The organism is Gemmatimonadaceae bacterium (assembly GCA_020851035.1).
Lineage (GTDB): Bacteria > Gemmatimonadota > Gemmatimonadetes > Gemmatimonadales > Gemmatimonadaceae > JACMLX01.
In genome coordinates this window covers 178,568-196,932 of record JADZDM010000012.1, presented here as the reverse complement: position 1 = coordinate 196,932, position 18,365 = coordinate 178,568, and the positions used below count along the sequence as shown (strand labels likewise).

The following is an 18,365-nucleotide window of genomic DNA, read 5'->3' as shown; positions in this document are numbered from 1 at the left end:
GAGAGTTACGTCGACGCTCCTGCGGGACTACGTGTGCTCGTCGGCGCCGTCCGCCTCGCCGTCGGCTTCCGTGTCAGCGGCCCCGGCACCGCCCCAGCCAGCCAGCGCCCGCCGGCAGGCCGCGAACACCAGGTCGGGGGAGAAACCCCGGCGCAGCAGGAATCCGCCCAGCCGCCGCTGCGCCGCCTGACGATCCAGGCCACGCAACTGCCGCACCCGCTTCGTCGCCGCCTCGTCACATCGCGCCGCATCGTCGATCCCCTCGCTCTCCACCACCGAGGCCACGGCCGCCTCCACGACATCGGCCGACACCCCGCGCTGGCGAAGGCGGCGCTTCACCGCCCCGCTGCTCCGCGATGCGTTGCGCAACTGCGCCGCCGCCTCGGCAAGGGCGAACTCATCCTCGTTCAGGAGCCCCAGTGCGTCGAGCCTCCCGAGCGCGTCGCCGATCACCGTCGGATCCTGCTCCCGACGCCGCAAGCGCAGCTCCAGGTCACGGCGGCTGCGCCGGGTGGTCGACAGCATTCGGAGCGCCGCATCCTGCGCATGCACCACCCGCGCCTCTCGCGAGAGCGCCGCCCAGCCAACCGAATCCAGGACCATGCCCGTCCGCACGTTGAACGCGCGAACCCCGCTGGCGCCGATAACCAGTGTGACCGTTCCTCCGGCCCCCTGGCAGCGCACACGGACCCGCCCCTTCACCCGGGGATCCTCGGCCACACCCATCACCCGCACCGGCGGTTGCAACACCACCTCGGCCGCCCCCTGACGACGCTGCGCACGGGCCGCCGCGCCGCGCTCGCCGGCCCGCGCACGAGACGAGGGGACGGCGTCGTCCGTCGCAGGGTACCGGGCCCCGCGCCGCTCCGACTCCATCCCCCCGCGTGCTCCCGCGTCAGCGATGCGCATCACACCGCCACGGCACCTGCGGCCCTGCGGCGACGCGCATCACCATCCTGCTACTCCTCGCCGTCAGCGTCCGGCGGAATCACCGGCTGCTCGGTCATCTTCATGCCCAGGACGCCCTTCACCAGCTCCTCGAGCTCGCCCAGCAGCTCCGTGTTGTCCTTCAGGAACATCTTCGCGTTCTCGCGACCCTGGCCGATCCGCTGCCCCTTGTAGCTGTACCACGACCCGCTCTTCTCGATGATGTTGCTCTCGGCCGCGATGTCGAGCACCAGCGATGCGTGGCTGATCCCCTCCGCATACATGATGTCGAACTCCGCCTGCCGGAACGGCGGCGCCACCTTGTTCTTCACCACCTTCACCCGCACGTGCGACCCCACCACGTCCTCCTTGTCCTTCACCGGCCCGATGCGACGGATGTCCAGCCGCAGCGAGGCGTAGAACTTCAGCGCCTTGCCGCCCGTGGTCGTCTCCGGGCTGCCGAACATCACGCCGATCTTCTCGCGCAGCTGGTTGATGAAGATCACCGACGTGTTCGACCGCGCGATCGCGCCCGTCAGCTTCCGCAGCGCCTGGCTCATCAGGCGCGCCTGCAGGCCGACGAAGCTGTCGCCCATGTCACCCTCGATCTCCGCCTTCGGCACCAGCGCCGCCACCGAGTCGATCACGATCACGTCCACCGCCCCGCTTCGCACCAGGATCTCGCAGATCTCCAGCGCCTGCTCGCCCGTGTCCGGCTGGCTGATCAGCAGGTTCTCGACGTCCACCCCGAGCTTCCGCGCATACTCGGTGTCCAGCGCATGCTCGGCATCGATGAACGCGGCCACGCCCCCGAGCTTCTGCGCATTCGCCACCACGTGCAGGCAGAGCGTCGTCTTGCCGCTCGATTCCGGCCCGTAGATCTCCGTCACGCGCCCGCGAGGCACCCCGCCGATCCCGATCGCCGCATCCAGGTTGATCGCCCCCGTCGGGATCGCATCCACCTTCACCCGCGTGTCCATCCCGAGACGCATGATGGAGCCCTTGCCGCAGTTCTTCTCGATCTGCGCCACGGCCAGCGCCAGCGCCTTCTTCTTGTTGTCGTCAGCAATCGCCATCGATGCCATCTCGGTTCTCCTGCATGGAAGGTCGCGGCGCCACCGGGCCCGGAACCGCTAATCTAGTGAATCCGGGCAAACGCCCCGGCGCCCGAAGAGAATACGAAACCGAACAAACGCCGTCAAGCCCCCGGATCCGATCCGGCCGACCGACGCCTCGCGCGCCACGCCGCTGGTGCCCCGCCGGCCGGCCTCACTGCGCCGCCTGGAACGCCGGGAAGGCGGCCGTCACGTGACACACCCCGACCCGTTCCCGGCTCGCCACCACCCCCACCACGTCGAACCGGAACACCGCCGGCGCCGGCGCCACCAGCGTCCCGCGCTGGTCGATCCACGCCTGCGCCGATCGGGTCAGCTCGCGCTGCTTCCGCCAGTTGACCGCCTCCACCGGCCCCCCCGACCACGTGCTGCGACGCGTCTTCACCTCCACGAACGCCACCACGTTCCCGCGGATCGCCACCAGGTCCAGGTCCCGCCGACCCGACCGCCACCGCCGGTCCACCACCTGCCAGCCATCGCGGACCAGCCACCGCTCCGCGATGCGCTCTCCGAGGGCGCCAAGCGCCTGTGCCTTGGTCTGTGTCATGGCGCGAAGATGCGGGTGCACGCGACCCTCGCGCACACCCGCATCACGCACCAATCATCGTTCTGCTGCGTCAGCTCACCCGCAGATCTCGTCCAGGTCCTGGAAGCCCTTCAGCACGTCGCGCGGCTTGCTCCCGTCCGGCGGTCCGAGGATGCCCGCGAAGTGCAGCTGGTCGATGATGCGTGCGGCACGGCCGTAGCCGATCTTGAGCCGGCGCTGCAGCAGCGACGTGCTCCCGCCCTGGTGCTGGATGCAGAGCTCCGCGGCCTCCCGGAACAGCTTGTCGCGGTCCACGGTGTCCGGATCCTCGTCCGCCCCGCCGGCATCCGCCGCCTCCCGTGCGCGGATCTGCTCCAGGATGTCCGGCTCCGCCACCGCAGCCACCACCACCTCGCCCGCCGCCTCGCGCTCGGCATCGGCGCGTGCCCGCTGCGCGTCGTACCAGTGCATCAGGCGCTCCGTCTCCTCACTGGAGAGGTATGCCCCCTGCAGGCGCCCCGGCTCCGACTTGCCGGGCGGCAGGAACAGCATGTCGCCGTTGCCCAGCAGCGACTCCGCCCCCGAGCCGTCGAGGATCGTGCGGCTGTCGATCTGGCTCGCCACGCGGAACGCGATCCGGCTCGGGAAGTTCGCCTTGATCAGGCCCGTGATCACGTTCACGCTCGGCCGCTGCGTCGCCAGGATCAGGTGGATCCCGATCGCTCGCGCCTTCTGCGCCAGCATCGCGATCGGCGTCTCCACCTCCCCCTGCACCGTCATCATCAGGTCGGCCATCTCGTCGATGATCACCACGATGTACGGCAGGATCCCGCCGTCATAGGTGTTCACCTCGAACGCCACCTCCGGGTTGCGCGGCTTCTGCAGGCGCGCGCCCTCGGTGACGCGCCGGTTGAAGTCCTGCACGTTGCGACAGCCGTTGGCGGCCAGCAGCGCGTACCGGTCCTGCATCTCCAGCACCGCCCACTTCAGCACCGCCGCCGCGTCGCGGTTGTCGGTGATCACCTTGTGCCGCAGGTGCGGCAGCGTGTTGTACACCGAGAGCTCGACCATCTTCGGGTCCACCATCAGGAACCGCAGCGTGGCGGGGGTGTGGCGGTAGATCAGCGAGGTGATGATCGTGTTCACGCACACCGACTTGCCCGAGCCCGTCGCCCCCGCGATCAGCAGGTGTGGCATCTTCGCCAGGTCCGCGATCACCGGCCGGCCCTCGAGGTCCTTGCCCAGCGCCACCGGCAGCGCCGCGCGCGCCGAGCTGTACTCCGGGTGCTCGACGATCTCGCGGAACGCCACCATCTCCGGGTTCGGGTTCGGCACCTCGATGCCCACGGCGCCCTTCCCCGGGATCGGTGCGACGATGCGGATGCTGTTGGCGCGCATCGCCAGCGCCAGGTCGTTCGACAGCGACGCGAACTGCCGTACCTTCACCCCCGCCGCCGGCTCCACCTCGAATTGCGTCACCGTCGGGCCCGTGGTGCGACCCACCAGCTGCCCCTCCACGCGGAACGTCTTCAGCGCCGCCATCAGGCGCACGCCGCTCGCATCCAGCTCGCGCCGGTTGGCGTCCACGTTCCGCGGCGGCGGTTCGGTGAGCAGGGACGTCGGCGGCAGCAACGTGCTCGCATCGTCGTCATCCGGCACGGCGGTCGCCTCGATCGCCGCGGTCACGCGCTGCTCGCGCGATGCCGGCGCCGCGCGAGCCTTCGCGGCGGGCGCGGCGGGCATGACGACAGCCTCCGGCTCCTCGGCCGCCTCGTCATCCCGCTCCCAGACCTCCGAGCCATCCGCCTCGTCGAGCGCATCGTCGTCGCCCGACGCGACAGGCGCCCGTGTGCGCGACCGCGACGCGGGTGCCCCCGGATCACGCGCCAGCGATGGGCCGGCAAAGCTCTCGATGGCCGGCATCTCCTCCGGCGGCGGGGCCATGGCGAGCGCCGCCAGCGACGGGTCGCCACGGGTCGGCGTGAGCGCGGCCGCAACCTTCGGGGCGCGATCGAAGAGCGCGAGGATCGGGTTCCACGCCAGCGTCCCGATCGTCAGCCCCGAGAGTGCCGCCAGCACCGCGAGCCACGCGCCCACATACCCCACGAACTTCGTGAGGTAGAACGCGACCATCCCGCCCCAGACACCGGCGACGAGGCTCGTCTCGCGGCCCACGCGGAGGCCGAGCGCGAAGCCGATCGGAGCCAGCAGCAGCACGCCACCCATGAACCAGAGCCAGCTGCGGTCCTCGCCCCGGTCGAGCCGGCCGAGCAGCCGGAGCCCGTGCACCGCTGGCAGCACCGGCAGGACGACCACGCCGCTCCAGCCGAGGATCGTCACCAGCGGGGCCACGATGGCCGCGCCGATGGCGCCGAACGCGCCACGCACCTCGAGCAGGCCGCCGTCGGTGCTGATCGCGTACGTCATCAGCAGGCCGGCCAGGAACACACCGAGCAGCAGCAGCCCGACGCCGCTCATCTCGCGCTTCACCACCACCTCACGCCCCCCGGGCCGTCGCCGCGCCCGGTGCCGCCCGACGCACGGCGCGCTCACGGTACTCCGCCAGCACGGGGTAGAGGTCGACCGACGCGCAGACGTGCAGGTCGTCGTCGAAGCCGGCCGCCAGCAGTGCCGCTCCATGCGACGCCGCGCCGAACAGGCCCACGATGTCGTCGCCGTAGTGCGCCGCCAGCAGCTCGGCGAGCACGGCCCCGTCGTTCCCGGCGGTCGCCGGGTGCAGTTCGCGCAGGCGGCGCACGTACCGCCCCGCGCAGCCGGCGTCCTCGAGTGCCATCTCGCCCTCACTCGCCGCACACACGATCGCGACCGGCTGCCCCGCCGCCAGCGCCGCCGCAAGGCGCTCGACCGTCACCGAGAAGTTCACGAAGCTCGCCGCGTAGACCGCCTTCGCGTCCTCGACCGCCAGCAGCGCACGCGTGCCATTCGTCGTGGTCAGGAGCACGGTCCGGTCCTTCACCGCCGCGCTCGTGAACTCGAGCGGACTGTTGCCAAGGTGGAAGCCGGGGATCACGACCATGTTGCGCTCGCCCGCCAGCGTCACCTCGCCGCGCTCGAACTGCCTCGCCGCACGCACCGCGTCCTCCGTCTCCACGAACGGCGCCACGGTGCGCGCCCCGGCATGCAGGGCGGCGGCGATGGTGGTGGTGGCACGCAGCACGTCGATCACCGCCACCACGCGCCCGTCCAGCGCCGCCGGGGTCAGTTCCGACGGGGCCAGGTAGACATCAACACGCACCACTCACTCCTTCGCGAAGAGGTCGGTCTCGCGCTCGAGGAACTTCGTGTCGAAGTCGCCGGACTGGAACGTGGCGTTCTGCATGACCTTGGCGAGGAACGGGATCGTCGTCGTCGGTCCCTCGATGATGAAGCTCTCCAGCGCCACCTGCATCCGCTTCACCGCCTCGGCACGCGTCGGCGCCTGCACGATCAGCTTGGCCAGCAGCGAGTCGTAGTACGGCGGCACGGTGTAGCCGGCGTAGACATGGCTGTCGATGCGCACGCCCGGGCCACCGGGCGGGTGGAAGGTGTTGATCCGCCCCGGCGACGGCTGGAAGTTGCGCATCGGGTCCTCCGCGTTCACGCGGCACTCGATCACGTGCCCGCGCAGGGCCGGCAGTTCCGTCACGCGCAGCGGCAACCCGGCGGCCACGCGGATCTGCTCCTGCACCAGGTCCACGCCCGTCAGCATCTCCGTCACCGGGTGCTCGACCTGGATGCGCGTGTTCATCTCCATGAAGTAGTACGACCCGTCCGTGTCGAGCAGCATCTCGATCGTGCCCGCACCGACGTAGTCGATCGCCTTCGCCCCGCGCACCGCGTCCGCGCCCATGCGCAGGCGCAGGTCCGGCGACATCGCCGGCGACGGTGCCTCCTCGATCAGCTTCTGGTGGCGCCGCTGCACGGAGCAGTCGCGCTCCCCGAGGTGCACGCAGTTGCCGTGCGTGTCGCCGAGGATCTGGAACTCGATGTGCCGCGGCTTCAGGAGGTACTTCTCGACGTAGACGTCGCCGTTGCCGAACGCCGACAGCGCCTCGCTGCGCGCGAGGTTGAAGCTGCGCGCGAAGTCGTCGGCATCCTTGGCCACGCGCATGCCCTTGCCGCCGCCGCCGGCCGACGCCTTGATGATGACCGGGAAGCCGATCGACTCCGCGAAGGCGAGCGCCTCGTCGACGTCCTCCACCGGGCCGGGCGTGCCCGGCACGATCGGGACCCCGCACTCCGACATCGCCTTGCGCGCCGATGCCTTGTCACCCATCACCCGGATCTGGTGTGCCGTCGGGCCGATGAACGTGATCCCCGACGCGGTGCAGGTCTCGCTGAACTCCGCGTTCTCGGCGAGGAAGCCGTACCCCGGATGGATGGCGTCGGCCCCCGTGATCTCCGCCGCCGCGATGATCCGCGGGATCTTCAGGTAGCTCTCACGCCCCGCGGCCGGGCCGATGCAGACGTCGTCGTCCGCGAAGCGCACGTGCAGCGAGTCGCGATCCGCCTCCGAGTACACCGCCACCGTCTGGATCCCCAGCTCACGGCAGGCACGGATCACCCGCAGCGCGATCTCCCCACGATTGGCGATCAGGACTTTCTTGAACATGACGCCTCAGGCCTGGGCATTGCGGAAGGCATCCCACGACGTGTCGCTCGCCGAGCCGACGCCCTGGATCTGCAGCGCGAACTCGCTCGGGTTGGTCGCGTAGAACAGCGCCTGGTCGTAGCTGATCACGCCGCGCGTGTACCACGACAGCAGGCTCTGGTCGAACGTCTGCATGCCGTACTGCACGGTCCCGTCCTTGATCAGCTCGATGATGTCGAGTGACGCCGCGGGGTCGCGGATCTTGTCGCGCACTGCCGCCGTGTTGACCAGCACCTCGCAGGCGGGCACGCGGCCCTTCCCGTCCTTCCGCGGCACCAGGCGCAGCGAGATGATCCCCGCCAGCGCATTGGCCAGGTTGAAGCGCACCTCCGCCTGCTGGTGCGGCGGGTAGAAGCTCAGGATGCGCGCGATGGTCGAGGACGCATCGGTGGTGTGGAGCGTCGAGAACACGAGGTGCCCGGTGTCCGCCGCCTTGAGCGCCGTGTCGAGCGTGTCGAGGTCGCGGATCTCGCCGATCAGGATCACGTCGGGGTCCTGGCGCAGCACGCGGCGGAGCGCGGAGCTGAAGCTCAGCGTGTCCGTCCCCACCTCGCGCTGGCTCACGTGGCTCCGCATGTCGCGGTGCAGGAACTCGACAGGGTCCTCGATCGTGATGATGTTCGCCGAGCGATGCTGGTTCACGTGGTGGATCATCGCGGCCAGCGCGGTGCTCTTCCCCGACCCGGTGATGCCGGTGACGAGCACCAGCCCGCGCGGCCGGAGCGCCAGCTCCTCGACCACCGACGGCAGGTGCAGCTCCGTCGCGGTGCGCGTCTGGTACGGGATGCCGCGGAGCGCGAACGACACCGTGCCGCGCTGCTGGTACGCATTCACGCGGAACCGGCCGATGCCCGAGACGCCGATCGCGAAGTCGGCCTCGCGCGTCTGCTGGAACTCCTTGAGGTAGCGCTGCGGCATGATCTGCTCCGCCAGTGCCGAGAGATCCTCGGCCTTCAGCGAGGGATGATCGAGGCCGACGAGGTCACCCGCGAGCCGGATCGTCGGCGGCCGCCCGACCTTCAGGTGCAGGTCGGAGCCGTCCCGCTCGATCAGCGCCGCGAGCCAGCTGCGCAGCTGCGCCGAGAGCTGCTTCCCGTGCCCGCTGATCGGCTTGTCACCGACCGTCGGGTTCCCGCCAGCCGCCGTCGGGTCAGCCATTGGGGTCGACGCGGAAGAGGACCTGTCCATACTCGACCGCCGAGGAGTCCTGCACCATGACGTCGACGACGGTGCCGGACACATCGCACTCGATCTCGTTCATGATCTTCATCGCCTCGATGATGCAGAGGATCTGCCCCTTGGTGACTCGGGTGCCGACCGAGGCGTAGGGATTCGCCCCCGGTTCCGGCTTCGCGTAGAAGGTGCCGACCATCGGCGACTTCACCTCGAGCAGTGACGAGGCGGCCTTGGTGGCCTCGCCGGCGCCCGGCGCGGGCGCGGCCGGTGCCGCTGCGGCCGGCGCAGCGGCCATCGGCGGCGCCGACACCATGTGCGTGCCAAGCACCGCGCCTCCGCGCTGTGCGGGGCTCTTCGAGACACGGAGCTTCATCCCCTTGTCGGAGGTGATCTCCAGGGAGTCGACGGTCGATTCGTCGAGCATCTCGAGGACTTTCTTGAGGTAGCGCAGGTCGATCATGTGTGGGCTCTGACGGCGGAAGACGCGAGGGGCACGGTCAGGTGAGTTCCAGCAGCTCGCGGGGGAATTCGGTCAATCGACGGGGGCCGGTCGCGGAGAGGAGCACATCATCCTCGATGCGCACGCCGCCCCACCCTGCACGATACACACCCGGCTCGACTGTCACCACCGCATCGAGCGGGAGGATCGCGTCGGCCGACGTGGCCAGGCGCGGGCCTTCATGCACTTCGAGGCCGATGCCGTGCCCGAGCGAGTGCCCGAACGCGTCTGCCAGCCCCACCGACTTCAGGTAATCACGAGCAATCGCATCGGCTTCACGACCGCGCATCCCGGCCCGCACCTCGGTGCATGCCTTCTCCTGCGACACGCGGACCGCATCATACAGGGTCCTCTGCTCCGGAGAAGCTACCCCGATCACGACCGTGCGCGTGATGTCCGAGCAGTACCCGGCGTGGATCGCACCGAAGTCGATCAGCAGGAAATCACCGAGCTCGACCGTTCGCTCCGAACTGCGGGCATGCGGCAACGCCGATCGCGGGCCCGAGGCCACGATCGTCGCGAAGGGATAGCCCTCGCTGCCGGTGTCGCGCAGCGCCTTCTCCAGGATCCCCGCAATCGCCGTCTCACTCTGGCCCGCCCGGATCTGCGGCAGCGTCGCCGCCAGTGCCGCGGTCGCCATCCCTGCCGCGGCCTCGATCAATGCGACCTCCGCGGCATCCTTGCGCTCGCGCAGCGCCTCGATCAGGTCGCGCGACGGACGCCACTGCCATCGCGCCCCGTCACCGAGCAGCCGCTCGAAGTCACGATGCAGCAGGTGCGCGCTCTCGAACCCCACCACCTCGAGCCCCGGGAGCGTCGAGAGCACGGCCCACAGGTCGGTCCACAGGCTGCTGCTCGCGATCACCACGCGCGCGAGGCCGTCCACCTCATCCACCACCTGCGTCTGGTAGCGGAAGTCGGTGACGAGCGTGACCGACCCGCGCGCCGTCACGAACACGAGGGCGTTGCTGCCCGAGAACCCCGTCAGGTAGCGCACGTTCGCGAGGCTCGACACCAGCAGGCCATCCAGGTGGTGCTCCGCCATCGAGTCCACCAGCCTGCTGACCCTGGCGGCGTGGTCGGGTCGCGTCACGACGGCGACAGGTGCGCCAGCAGCGCCTGCAGCGCCAGCTCGTAGCTCCGCGCGCCGAAGCCGCACACCACGCCCAGCGCCGCCGGCGCGAGCATTGAATGCCGCCGCTCCGGCTCGCGCGCATAGATGTTCGACAGGTGCACCTCCACGAAGGGCACGCGCACGGCCGTGAGTGCATCGCGCAGCGCGAGCGAGGTGTGCGTGAAGGCGCCGGCGTTCACCAGCGCGCCCTGCACGCGACCACCACGCCAGCCGTGGATGGTGTCGATCAGCTCCCCTTCGCCGTTCGCCTGGAACGTCTCCACGGCCGCGCCGTGGGCCCGGGCCAGCGCCGACAGGCGGGCGTCGATCTCCGACAACGTCGTGGTGCCGTACACCGCCGGTTCGCGTTCACCAAGCAGGTTCAGGTTCGGCCCGTGCAGCACCGCGATCCGGCACCCGGCAGGCGAGTCGCTCACGACAGCCCTTCGAGCCAGCGATGGAACTCGGACGGCGCGTCCCGCGGCGGCGACGGCGGCGGCTCGGCAACCAGCGGTTCGGGGGGAGCCGGCGGAACCGGAGTGACCGGCATCACGGGCTCCGGAGCCGGGAGCACGGCGTCCGCCGGCATCTCCGGGGTCACCTGCATCCACGCCGGCAGGCCCGAGACCGGCGTGGTGTCGCGCGGCACTGTGGGCGGCGGCGCCGATGGTGCAACCGGCGAGAGAGGCGGCTCGGCAGCCTGCCGCTCGAACGCCGCCCACGGCTGGGTGGCGGCCGGCGGCGGCGGCGGGATCACCGGCACCCCGCCGAAGGTCGGCGACAGCGACGGCGAGGGCGGCGGCACGACGGGCGCCGCCGACGACGACGCAACAGGTGCCGCCATGGGGCCGTCGTCGAGCCGCGCGCGCGGCGGCGAGCCGCTGCCCGAGAAGAACCGGTCGAACGAGAGCAGCGGGGCCGGTGACGCCCCGTGCGACTCCTCGCCCGGCATCGCGGTCGGCAGGTCGAGCACGTCCGGGACCGGCAACGCGGGCAGCTCCTTCGGCAGCCGTCCCACCATCTGGCCGGCCAGCGCCACCAGGAGCGCACTCGCATTCTCGTCCGCAGGCGGGATCACGGTCCCGGGGCCGAACACCGAAGCGAGTGAGACCGGTGCCGTTGCCGCCGCGAACGCGGCATCGAACGACTCCGCCTCGGAGGGCACGCCGAAGCCGTCCATAGACACACCGTAGAACCCCTCGTCCACCGACACGGTCTCGGTGACCACGGCATCGCCGTCGATGTCCGCGAACCAATCGTCGTCCGTCGCCGGCGGCGTACTGCCCCACGTCTGGGTGACGCCCTCCGCGCCCTCCGTCCGGACGGCAGGCGGCGAGACGTCATACATCAACTCGAGGATCGAGACTGGTTCCGCCTCGGCGCGTTCCTCAGGTGCCGGCTCGTCGAAATCCAGCGCATGGTCGGCATCCGCTTCGAGCGCAGCGGCCGCCGGGTCGTGCGCCACCATGGCCTCCAGCTCGCTGATGCGCGCCGCGAAGCCCGCGTTGCGCGGGTCCCGGTACGCCAGTTCGCGGTACACGTCGAGCGCCTGCGGGAGGAAGCCCTGCTGCACGTAGAGCTGGGCCATCGTCTCCGTGACGAACTCCGGCGCGGTGGGAGTCGCGTCGGCGACCACCATCTCGTCGAACTGCACCCCGTCGCTCAGATCGCCGAGGGACTCGGGCTCTGGCGCCGGCGTGGGGCTGATCGCGGGCTGCCCGGCGGCCGGCGTCTCGCGCTCGCGTGCCGTCCGCCATGAGGCGAAGCTGGCCAGTGCGCCGAATGCGGGCCGCGACAGGAGGTCGTCGGCCGGGGCGGTCGTGTCCTCTTCCACCGGCGTCGAGACCGGGGGCATCGCCGCGGGCGGCGTGCCGATGCCGTTCGAGAAGTCGGCCTCGTCCACCGGCGGCAGCACGTCGGTGACGTGCGGCGCCAGCGGGACGGTGGCGGGTCCCGTGAGTTCGTCCAGGTCGTCGAAGCGGAAGCCCATCCCCTGGGGCGTCGCCAGCACGTCGCTGTCGACCGTCCCGGTCGCGTCGGCGGCGACCGCGGCGTCCGTATCCTCGAGGAAGGTGAGCGCCGGGGGCGGCGGGCCGTCGGCGACGGCCCCCGGCAGTTCCTCCGACTCGCCGAAGATCGCCTTCAACCCGGGTGGGGTTGGATCGGCCAGGGCCTCGGCGGCGTCGGCCAGCTCGAAGGTCGAGGGCGGGCGCAGCGTGGCGGTGAGCATGCCGGCCGATGGCGGCGGGCCGCCGAGCGGGGCTCCGGGCATGACCGCGATCGGGCCGGGAGGCGTCGGCACCGCCCCCCCCATGCTGCGCAGCAGGCGCTCGATCTCGGCGTTCTCCGGGTCCGCGTCCAGCACACGGGCATACCACTGGCGGGCTTCCGCCGGCTCACCGCGCAGCCGGGCGATGTCGCCTAGGTGGCGCAGCGCGATGGCGTTCTCGTCGTCGAGGGCGACCGAGGTCAGGAAGACCTCACGGGCCGCATCGATGTCGCCCTTCTCGAAGTAGGCGCGCCCGAGCACGATGTGGCCGCTCATGTGGCCCGGCTGGGCGGGCAGGTGCTCCCGGCAGAGTGCGATGGCCCGGTCGAGATCGTTGGACTGCCGGTACTCGTTGGCCAGCGGCACGAAGAAGCGCCGCGGGTTCTGCATGTACTTGGCTGTCAGTTCTTCCAGCCGGGAACCAGGCGCCATCGCGTCCTCGGAGAATTTCAGACCGTGCGTCGGCTCAGCCCGGAACGACGGACCGTGAAAGATAGCCAACGTCGCCGACGAGCGTCAAATCGCAATCGTCACCCGAAGTCTCGGTATCACTTGAAGTTGTGCCCCATCCAGCCCTACCTTTCGCGGCTATTCCCGCCCGCGGTCCAGGTCGTTCCCTCGAGGAGTTCCGCTCAGTGCTGCAGACGTTCCGCTCGTACGGCAAGTACATCTTCTGGGGCCTCGCCTTCACGTTCATCGGCGGCTTCGTCTTCTACGAGTCCTCCGGCCTCTTCGGCCGCGACTCGGGGCCGACCCTTGGCACCACCGTCGTGAAGGTCGACGGGCAGGATGTGCCGTACGGTTCCTACCAGCGCGCCCTCGATGCCGCCGTCCAGGCGGAGGAGCAGCAGCGCGGCCGCTCCCTCACCCTCGACGAGCGGGCGGAGGTCGAGAAGAAGACCTACGACGAGATCGTCACCGAGATCCTGCTCGAGCACGAGTACGAGAAGCGCGGCATCTCCGTCACCGCCGAGGAGATCGTCGAGTACGCGAAGTTCTCCCCGCCGCCACAGTACGCGCAGCTCCCGGAACTGCAGACGAACGGCCAGTTCGACTTCGAGAAGTACCAGCGCTTCCTCCGCAGCCCGCAGGCCCGCCAGCAGGGCCTCCTCGCCCAGCTCGAGGGCTACTACCGCAGCACCATCCCGAAGCAGAAGCTGTTCGAGCAGGTGGCGGCCGGCGCCTTCGTCAGCGATGCCCGCCTCTGGCAGATCTTCCGCGACTCGCACGACACGGCGCAGGTGTCCTACATCGCGATGAAGCCGAACGCCGTGAACGCCGGTGAGATCACGGATGCGCAGGCGCGCACCTGGTACGAGGCGCACACCGCCGACTTCAAGCGGCCGGCGCGCGCGGCCGTCTCGGTGCTGGCGCTGCCCCTCGTCGTCTCGGCCTCCGACAGCGCCGCCACCCGCGACTCGATCGTCAAGCTGCGGGCGCAGATCATGGCGGCCGCCGACCCGAAGGCCACCTTCGCCGACCTCGCCACGCGGGTCTCGAACGACACCACGTCGGCCGTCCGTGGCGGTGACCTGGGCCGGAGCACCGCCGAGCAGTACGTGCTGCCCTTCACCGCCGCGGCCCGCGCCCTCGCGGTCGGCGAGGTCTCGCAGCCGGTGAAGACCGACTTCGGCTGGCACCTCATCCGGCTCGATGCGAAGACGGGGGACTCGCTCAACCTGCGGCACATCCTCCTCAGCGTGACGATCAACGACGCGGCCTCGGCGCGGGTCTCCAAGCGCGCCGACTCGCTGTCGAACCTGGCCGGCAACGCCGAGTCGCCGGCGAAGTTCGACGCGGCCGCAAAGGCCCTCGGCCTGCCCGTGATGCGGGCCACCGCGGTCGAGGGCGAGCCCCTCACCATCGGCGGTCGCTACGTGCCGAACGTCAGCGCATGGGCGTTCAGTGGCGCGCGGGCGGGTGAGAGCAGCGACATGTGGGACGATGCGTCGGGTTACTACGTCGCGCGCCTCGACACGGTGCACGCCGAGGGAGTCGCGAGCTTCGACGAAGTGAAGGACGAGATCAAGGAGCGCCTCGCGCGCGAGAAGGTCATGGACGAGTTCATGACGCTCGGCCGCGCCATCACCGAGTCCGCTGCCTCCATCGGCTTCGAGGGCGCCGTCCAGCGCCGTGCGCTGGCGCTCTCGAAGTCGGCGCCCTTCGCCCGCACGATGCAGACCGAGGGCCTGGGCGGCTTCAACGAGGCGATCGGCGCCGCGTTCGCGCTGCCGATCGGCGCGGTCAGCCAGCCGATCCGCACCACCGACGGCGTGTTCGTGCTCCGCACCGACCGCCGCGTGGCCGCCGACAGCGCCGAGTTCGTGAAGCAGAAGGAGCAGCAGCGCTCGCAGGTCCTGCGCGGCATGCGCGAGCAGATGGTGCGCGACTACCTCGAGGGGCTGCGCAAGGGTGCCTCGATCGTCGACAGCCGCAAGAAGCTGAACGCCGCCGCCCGCCGCCAGAGCACCTGAACCGGCACACCACGGCAGGCACGAACGGAAGCGGGGCACCGGTCGATCCCGGTGCCCCGCTTCCGTGTTCTTCGTGCTGGTGCCGGGAGGGCGCCCCGCCCCGGTCCTACATGAGGCGCTTCGGCTCCGCCGTCGGGTCGTCCACCCGCGGCGGCGGCTCGGCGGCACGCACCTCGGCACGATACTGCGTGTCGGATTCACGGATCGTCTTGTCGACGTCGTTGATGTTCTTCTTGAACTGGTTGATGCCCTTGCCCAGCGACCCGGCGATCTCGGGGATCCGCTTCGCGCCGAAGAGCAACAGCACGATGACCAGGCCAATCAGCATCTCACCCATGCCCAGACCGAACGGCATATGACTACTCCTAGAAAAGGGACCGTGCGATGAGGTATGCGATCAGTACACCGAGCAGGCTCAGAAGGGACACGTCGAGTGCGATCGGCCCCAGGGCAAACTTGAGGATGACGAGGTCAATCTGCAACGGACCCAGGCTGGGCGTCACGCCGGTGGTGAGGAATTCCTTGACGCTCCCCGCCGGGAGGAAACGCCTGGAGAACTGGGTCAGGAACCCGCCGACGATGAACCCCGAGGCGAGCACCATGCCATGAAACGCCGGGCGGTGCCGCGACGAGCCCCCCCGGGACGACCCACCGCGAGAGGCCATCACCAGCGCCGGTCGAGGACGTAGCCGACCAGTTCCAGCAGCGCGGATCGGGCTGCGGTGTCCGGCAGGGCGAGCGCGATCTCCTCCGCCTCCTGGGCGAAGATCTCCCCCTGGCGGCGCGCATATTCGATTCCGTCAGCCTCGACCACGAGCGAGATCACGCGGCTGATCGCCGCGGCCGAGGGCTCGTCCGTCTCGAAGAACCGCTCGACCTCCCGCCGCGCCGAGGCGGGCATGCGGCGCAGCGCCGCGATCAACGGCAGCGTGACCTTCCGCTCGCGCAGGTCGGCGCCGGACGGCTTGCCCGTGATCTCCTGCCCTTCGATGTAGTCGAGCAGGTCGTCCGCGACCTGGAAGGCCATGCCGAGCCGATCGCCGAAGCGGGCCAGTGCGGCGCGGTGCGACGGGGCGCCGCAGATCGCGCCGACCTCGCATGACGCGCTCATCAGTGACGCCGTCTTGGCGTGGTTGAGCTGGAAGTACTCCTCCTCGCTGAACTGCAGGGCGTCGACGGCGGAGAGCTGCCACAGCTCACCCATCGTCATCGTCTTGGCGGCATCGGCGATCACGGCCAGCGACTCCATGTCGCGGGTGCTGACGAGGTGCCGGACGGCCTGGGAGTACAGATAGTCGCCCATGATGACCGACACCTGGTGACTGAAGACCGCGTTCACCGTCGGCATGCCGCGGCGCAGCACGCTGTGGTCGACGCTGTCGTCGTGCACCAGGGTGGCGAGGTGAATCAGCTCCACGACGGCGGCGTGATCGATCGCCAGCGTGCTGCGCGTCTCCTCGACGGCGTTCGCCAGCAGCACCAGCGCCGGACGCAGGAGCTTGCCCTGCATGCCCTGGAGATGGCGGTTCACTTCACCAATCAGTGGGTTGTCGTCGGCGACGATCGTCCACATGCGCGACGACACGAGATCGAGCTCCGCACGGACCGGGTACTGGATTCCGGCCAGCGGGTTGTCGAGCCCGGCCCTCGCGGGAACCGGTAGGCTCATCTAGGCGGGCTGCTGCAGGGTCTGGATACGGGACGCGACGTCACGGAAGCGGATGTCGACGGCATACACTCTCTGATAATAGCGCAGACCGTCCTCCCGTGCCCCAAGTGCCTCGCTCGCCAGCCCCAGCAGGTACAGCACGCCCCGCAGCCTGTCGTCGTTCTGCTTCGCCGACGGCTCCTCCAGCGCCCGCAGGAGCAGGGTGCGCGCCACCCCGGGCTCCCGCTTGTCGAGGAAGCACCCGCCCAGCGCCTCGATCGACTCCACCCGCTTCTCCCGGCTCCGGGAGGCGATCTGGAACTCGGCGATCGCGTCATCCAGCAGCCCCATCTCGCGGAACGCGATCCCGAGGTCGAAGTGGCTCTCGACGTCCTCCATCGGGATGGTCTTCTCGATCCCGTCCCGGAACTCCTGCAGGATGTGCTCGAAGTCGCCGTCGTGGTCGCCGGTCTGCTGCGGCTCCCCGATCGTCATGCGCGAAGTCTCCGGCTCGTCATCCCGGAGGATGTCGGCCAGGTTCACATACGTCGGCGTCGGGCGCTTCGGGCGCGGCGGGGGTTCGGGAATGGCGGCCACCGGCGGCGGCGTCGGCTCCGGATCCGGCAACAGGCTCGCGACCAGCGCTTCCGTGTCCACCGGTGCGGCGGTCTCGTAGGTGCCGGGCAGGTTGTGGGCGTTGGAGACGGTCTCGACCGTACCGAACGAAGGTATCTCGTCGAGCAGGTCGTGGCCATCATCCGGTGCCGACCGGCTGACCGCTGGCGGTGCCGGAGCGTCCGGCACGATGGCCGGCAGGTCGAACGGCGTGAGGCTGGCGACGAGCGGCAGTTCGTCGTGCTGCGTCGCGGGGGCGATCTCGAGGAAATCGACGCTGCCGGACGGTTCGGGGGCGTCGCCGAAGACGTCGTCGAACATCGACTCGGGCGCCACCTCCGTCCCGCGCGGCGGGCTCGGCGGCTCCTGCGACTCCTCGGGCGGTACGTCTTCCGGGCCACCGAAACTCGTGGACTCGAATCCATCGAGGGTCGAGCCCGGCTGCACCGATGCGAGATCGAGAGGCGACGGCACGGACGTCAGTTCCAGCCCCTCGAGCGCCACCGGCGGCGCGGAACTCGACCGGTCCTCGCTCAGCATGGGCTGGATCTCGAGCGCCCCGAAATCATCGTCGCTGTCGATGAACACCAGCGACGGATCCGTCCGCTTGCGGGCGATCTCCTGATCGGACTCCGGCATCCAGTGCTCGTCCATCTCACGAGCGACCTGTGCCACGCCCTCCGCCTCGTCGTGGCGACCGGCCAGCACGTGCAGGCGGTGCAGCACCGTCAGGTGCGGCAGCGCATCCGGCTTCCGTCCGGCCCGGAGCAACTGTTCCACGACCACCGAACGGACGTGCACGTCATCCGGCGACAACTCGGCGAACTCGCTCAGCGCCTTGAGCGCTTCACCATGCTGGCCGAGCTTCTCCAGCGCCTCGGCCACCGACAGGTAGTGCCGCTGCGCGTCCACCACCATGCCCTTCTCCGCCGAGAAGCGCGCCAGGCGGCGCAGCGTCGGGACATGGCCGGGCCGCTGCCGCAGGATCTTGTTGCAGAGCGCGATCGCGTTGTTCAGGAAGCCGCTGAGCGCGTACTCGTCGGCGCTCTTCTCGAAGAGCGCGATGGCCTCGTCGACCTGGCCGACCCGGAGATGCAGGTCGCCGACGCGGTTGCGCAGGGCGACGTCGACGTCGTCCGTTCCACCGTGTTCGGCGAGCAATTGCTGGTACAGCGCGAGCGCCTTCTCGGGCTGCTTCTTCAGCTCGAGTGCGGCGGCCTGCTGTTTGAGCACTGCCGGGGATGAGGCCATGCTAATGACGACGGGATGACAGGGGGGTGGACCTGCTCCATGCAATACGAGTAACCTAGGCCTAAGTCACGGCTGCCTCAAGCGTTAACTGCAGTCCCGG

General features: G+C 70.0%; 16 protein-coding genes. 1 reads left to right on the top strand and 15 read right to left on the bottom strand.

Annotation, left to right across the window (positions count from 1 at the left end; translation table 11 throughout):
• Positions 1–27 precede the first annotated feature (27 nt).
• The 11 genes from IT355_09845 to IT355_09795 form a co-directional block, all read right to left on the bottom strand.
• On the bottom strand, positions 28–909 hold the full coding sequence (locus IT355_09845) for a RecX family transcriptional regulator (GenBank protein ID MCC7053560.1): 882 nt from the start codon (positions 907–909) through the stop codon (positions 28–30).
• A 50-nt stretch (positions 910–959) separates the two neighbouring features.
• Positions 960–2,003, bottom strand: coding sequence for a recombinase RecA (gene recA / locus IT355_09840; protein ID MCC7053559.1), 1,044 nt, complete (start codon positions 2,001–2,003; stop codon positions 960–962).
• A gap of 193 nt (positions 2,004–2,196) precedes the next feature.
• Entirely contained in the window at positions 2,197–2,589 is a 393-nt protein-coding gene (locus tag IT355_09835; GenBank protein MCC7053558.1) for a YraN family protein, read from the bottom strand.
• A 75-nt stretch (positions 2,590–2,664) separates the two neighbouring features.
• The gene (locus tag IT355_09830; GenBank protein ID MCC7053557.1) at positions 2,665–5,058 is read right to left on the bottom strand and encodes a DNA translocase FtsK; all 2,394 of its coding nucleotides are present in this window, start codon (positions 5,056–5,058) and stop codon (positions 2,665–2,667) included.
• 7 nt (positions 5,059–5,065) lie between these two features.
• Positions 5,066–5,824 (bottom strand): 2-phosphosulfolactate phosphatase, encoded by a 759-nt coding sequence (locus tag IT355_09825; protein MCC7053556.1) that lies wholly within the window; start codon positions 5,822–5,824, stop codon positions 5,066–5,068.
• 3 nt (positions 5,825–5,827) lie between these two features.
• On the bottom strand, positions 5,828–7,180 hold the full coding sequence (accC, locus tag IT355_09820; GenBank protein MCC7053555.1) for an acetyl-CoA carboxylase biotin carboxylase subunit: 1,353 nt from the start codon (positions 7,178–7,180) through the stop codon (positions 5,828–5,830).
• A gap of 6 nt (positions 7,181–7,186) precedes the next feature.
• On the bottom strand, positions 7,187–8,377 hold the full coding sequence (locus tag IT355_09815) for a PilT/PilU family type 4a pilus ATPase (protein MCC7053554.1): 1,191 nt from the start codon (positions 8,375–8,377) through the stop codon (positions 7,187–7,189).
• Positions 8,370–8,855: an acetyl-CoA carboxylase biotin carboxyl carrier protein gene (gene accB, locus IT355_09810; GenBank protein MCC7053553.1), complete on the bottom strand. Its 486-nt coding sequence runs from the start codon at positions 8,853–8,855 to the stop codon at positions 8,370–8,372. The genes IT355_09815 and accB overlap by 8 nt, the downstream gene beginning before the upstream one ends.
• Positions 8,856–8,892: 37 nt before the next feature.
• On the bottom strand, positions 8,893–9,987 hold the full coding sequence (locus IT355_09805; protein ID MCC7053552.1) for an aminopeptidase P family protein: 1,095 nt from the start codon (positions 9,985–9,987) through the stop codon (positions 8,893–8,895).
• Positions 9,984–10,418, bottom strand: coding sequence for a type II 3-dehydroquinate dehydratase (gene aroQ / locus IT355_09800; GenBank protein MCC7053551.1), 435 nt, complete (start codon positions 10,416–10,418; stop codon positions 9,984–9,986). The genes IT355_09805 and aroQ overlap by 4 nt, the downstream gene beginning before the upstream one ends.
• 23 nt (positions 10,419–10,441) lie before the next feature.
• The gene (locus IT355_09795) at positions 10,442–12,709 is read right to left on the bottom strand and encodes a tetratricopeptide repeat protein (GenBank protein MCC7053550.1); all 2,268 of its coding nucleotides are present in this window, start codon (positions 12,707–12,709) and stop codon (positions 10,442–10,444) included.
• 203 nt (positions 12,710–12,912) lie between these two features.
• On the opposite strand from IT355_09795, the gene IT355_09790 reads away from it, so the two are divergent.
• Positions 12,913–14,751, top strand: a complete 1,839-nt coding sequence (locus IT355_09790; protein ID MCC7053549.1) for a peptidyl-prolyl cis-trans isomerase — start codon at positions 12,913–12,915, stop codon at positions 14,749–14,751.
• 106 nt (positions 14,752–14,857) lie between these two features.
• On the opposite strand, the gene IT355_09785 is transcribed toward IT355_09790, so the two are convergent.
• From IT355_09785 to IT355_09770, 4 genes are all read right to left on the bottom strand, one after another.
• Positions 14,858–15,106, bottom strand: a complete 249-nt coding sequence (locus IT355_09785; GenBank protein MCC7053548.1) for a twin-arginine translocase TatA/TatE family subunit — start codon at positions 15,104–15,106, stop codon at positions 14,858–14,860.
• Between the two features lie 10 nt (positions 15,107–15,116).
• The gene (locus IT355_09780) at positions 15,117–15,353 is read right to left on the bottom strand and encodes a DUF4321 domain-containing protein (protein ID MCC7053547.1); all 237 of its coding nucleotides are present in this window, start codon (positions 15,351–15,353) and stop codon (positions 15,117–15,119) included.
• Positions 15,354–15,415: 62 nt separating this feature from the next.
• A complete protein-coding gene (locus IT355_09775; protein MCC7053546.1) occupies positions 15,416–16,420 on the bottom strand; it encodes a polyprenyl synthetase family protein in 1,005 nt (334 codons plus the stop codon).
• Positions 16,421–18,265, bottom strand: a complete 1,845-nt coding sequence (locus IT355_09770) for a tetratricopeptide repeat protein (GenBank protein MCC7053545.1) — start codon at positions 18,263–18,265, stop codon at positions 16,421–16,423.
• Positions 18,266–18,365 lie beyond the last annotated feature (100 nt).

Bases quoted from the DNA above. Each gene is read 5' to 3' on its own strand.
- IT355_09780 (MCC7053547.1), bottom strand. From the start codon at position 15,353: ATGGTGCTCGCCTCGGGGTTCATCGTCGGCGGGTTCCTGACCCAGTTC.
- IT355_09775 (MCC7053546.1), bottom strand. From the start codon at position 16,420: ATGAGCCTACCGGTTCCCGCGAGGGCCGGGCTCGACAACCCGCTGGCC.
- IT355_09845 (MCC7053560.1), bottom strand. From the start codon at position 909: ATGCGCATCGCTGACGCGGGAGCACGCGGGGGGATGGAGTCGGAGCGG.
- IT355_09835 (MCC7053558.1), bottom strand. From the start codon at position 2,589: ATGACACAGACCAAGGCACAGGCGCTTGGCGCCCTCGGAGAGCGCATC.
- IT355_09770 (MCC7053545.1), bottom strand. From the start codon at position 18,265: ATGGCCTCATCCCCGGCAGTGCTCAAACAGCAGGCCGCCGCACTCGAG.
- accC (MCC7053555.1), bottom strand. From the start codon at position 7,180: ATGTTCAAGAAAGTCCTGATCGCCAATCGTGGGGAGATCGCGCTGCGG.
- IT355_09815 (MCC7053554.1), bottom strand. From the start codon at position 8,377: ATGGCTGACCCGACGGCGGCTGGCGGGAACCCGACGGTCGGTGACAAG.
- IT355_09785 (MCC7053548.1), bottom strand. From the start codon at position 15,106: ATGCCGTTCGGTCTGGGCATGGGTGAGATGCTGATTGGCCTGGTCATC.
- recA (MCC7053559.1), bottom strand. From the start codon at position 2,003: ATGGCGATTGCTGACGACAACAAGAAGAAGGCGCTGGCGCTGGCCGTG.
- accB (MCC7053553.1), bottom strand. From the start codon at position 8,855: ATGATCGACCTGCGCTACCTCAAGAAAGTCCTCGAGATGCTCGACGAA.
- IT355_09795 (MCC7053550.1), bottom strand. From the start codon at position 12,709: ATGGCGCCTGGTTCCCGGCTGGAAGAACTGACAGCCAAGTACATGCAG.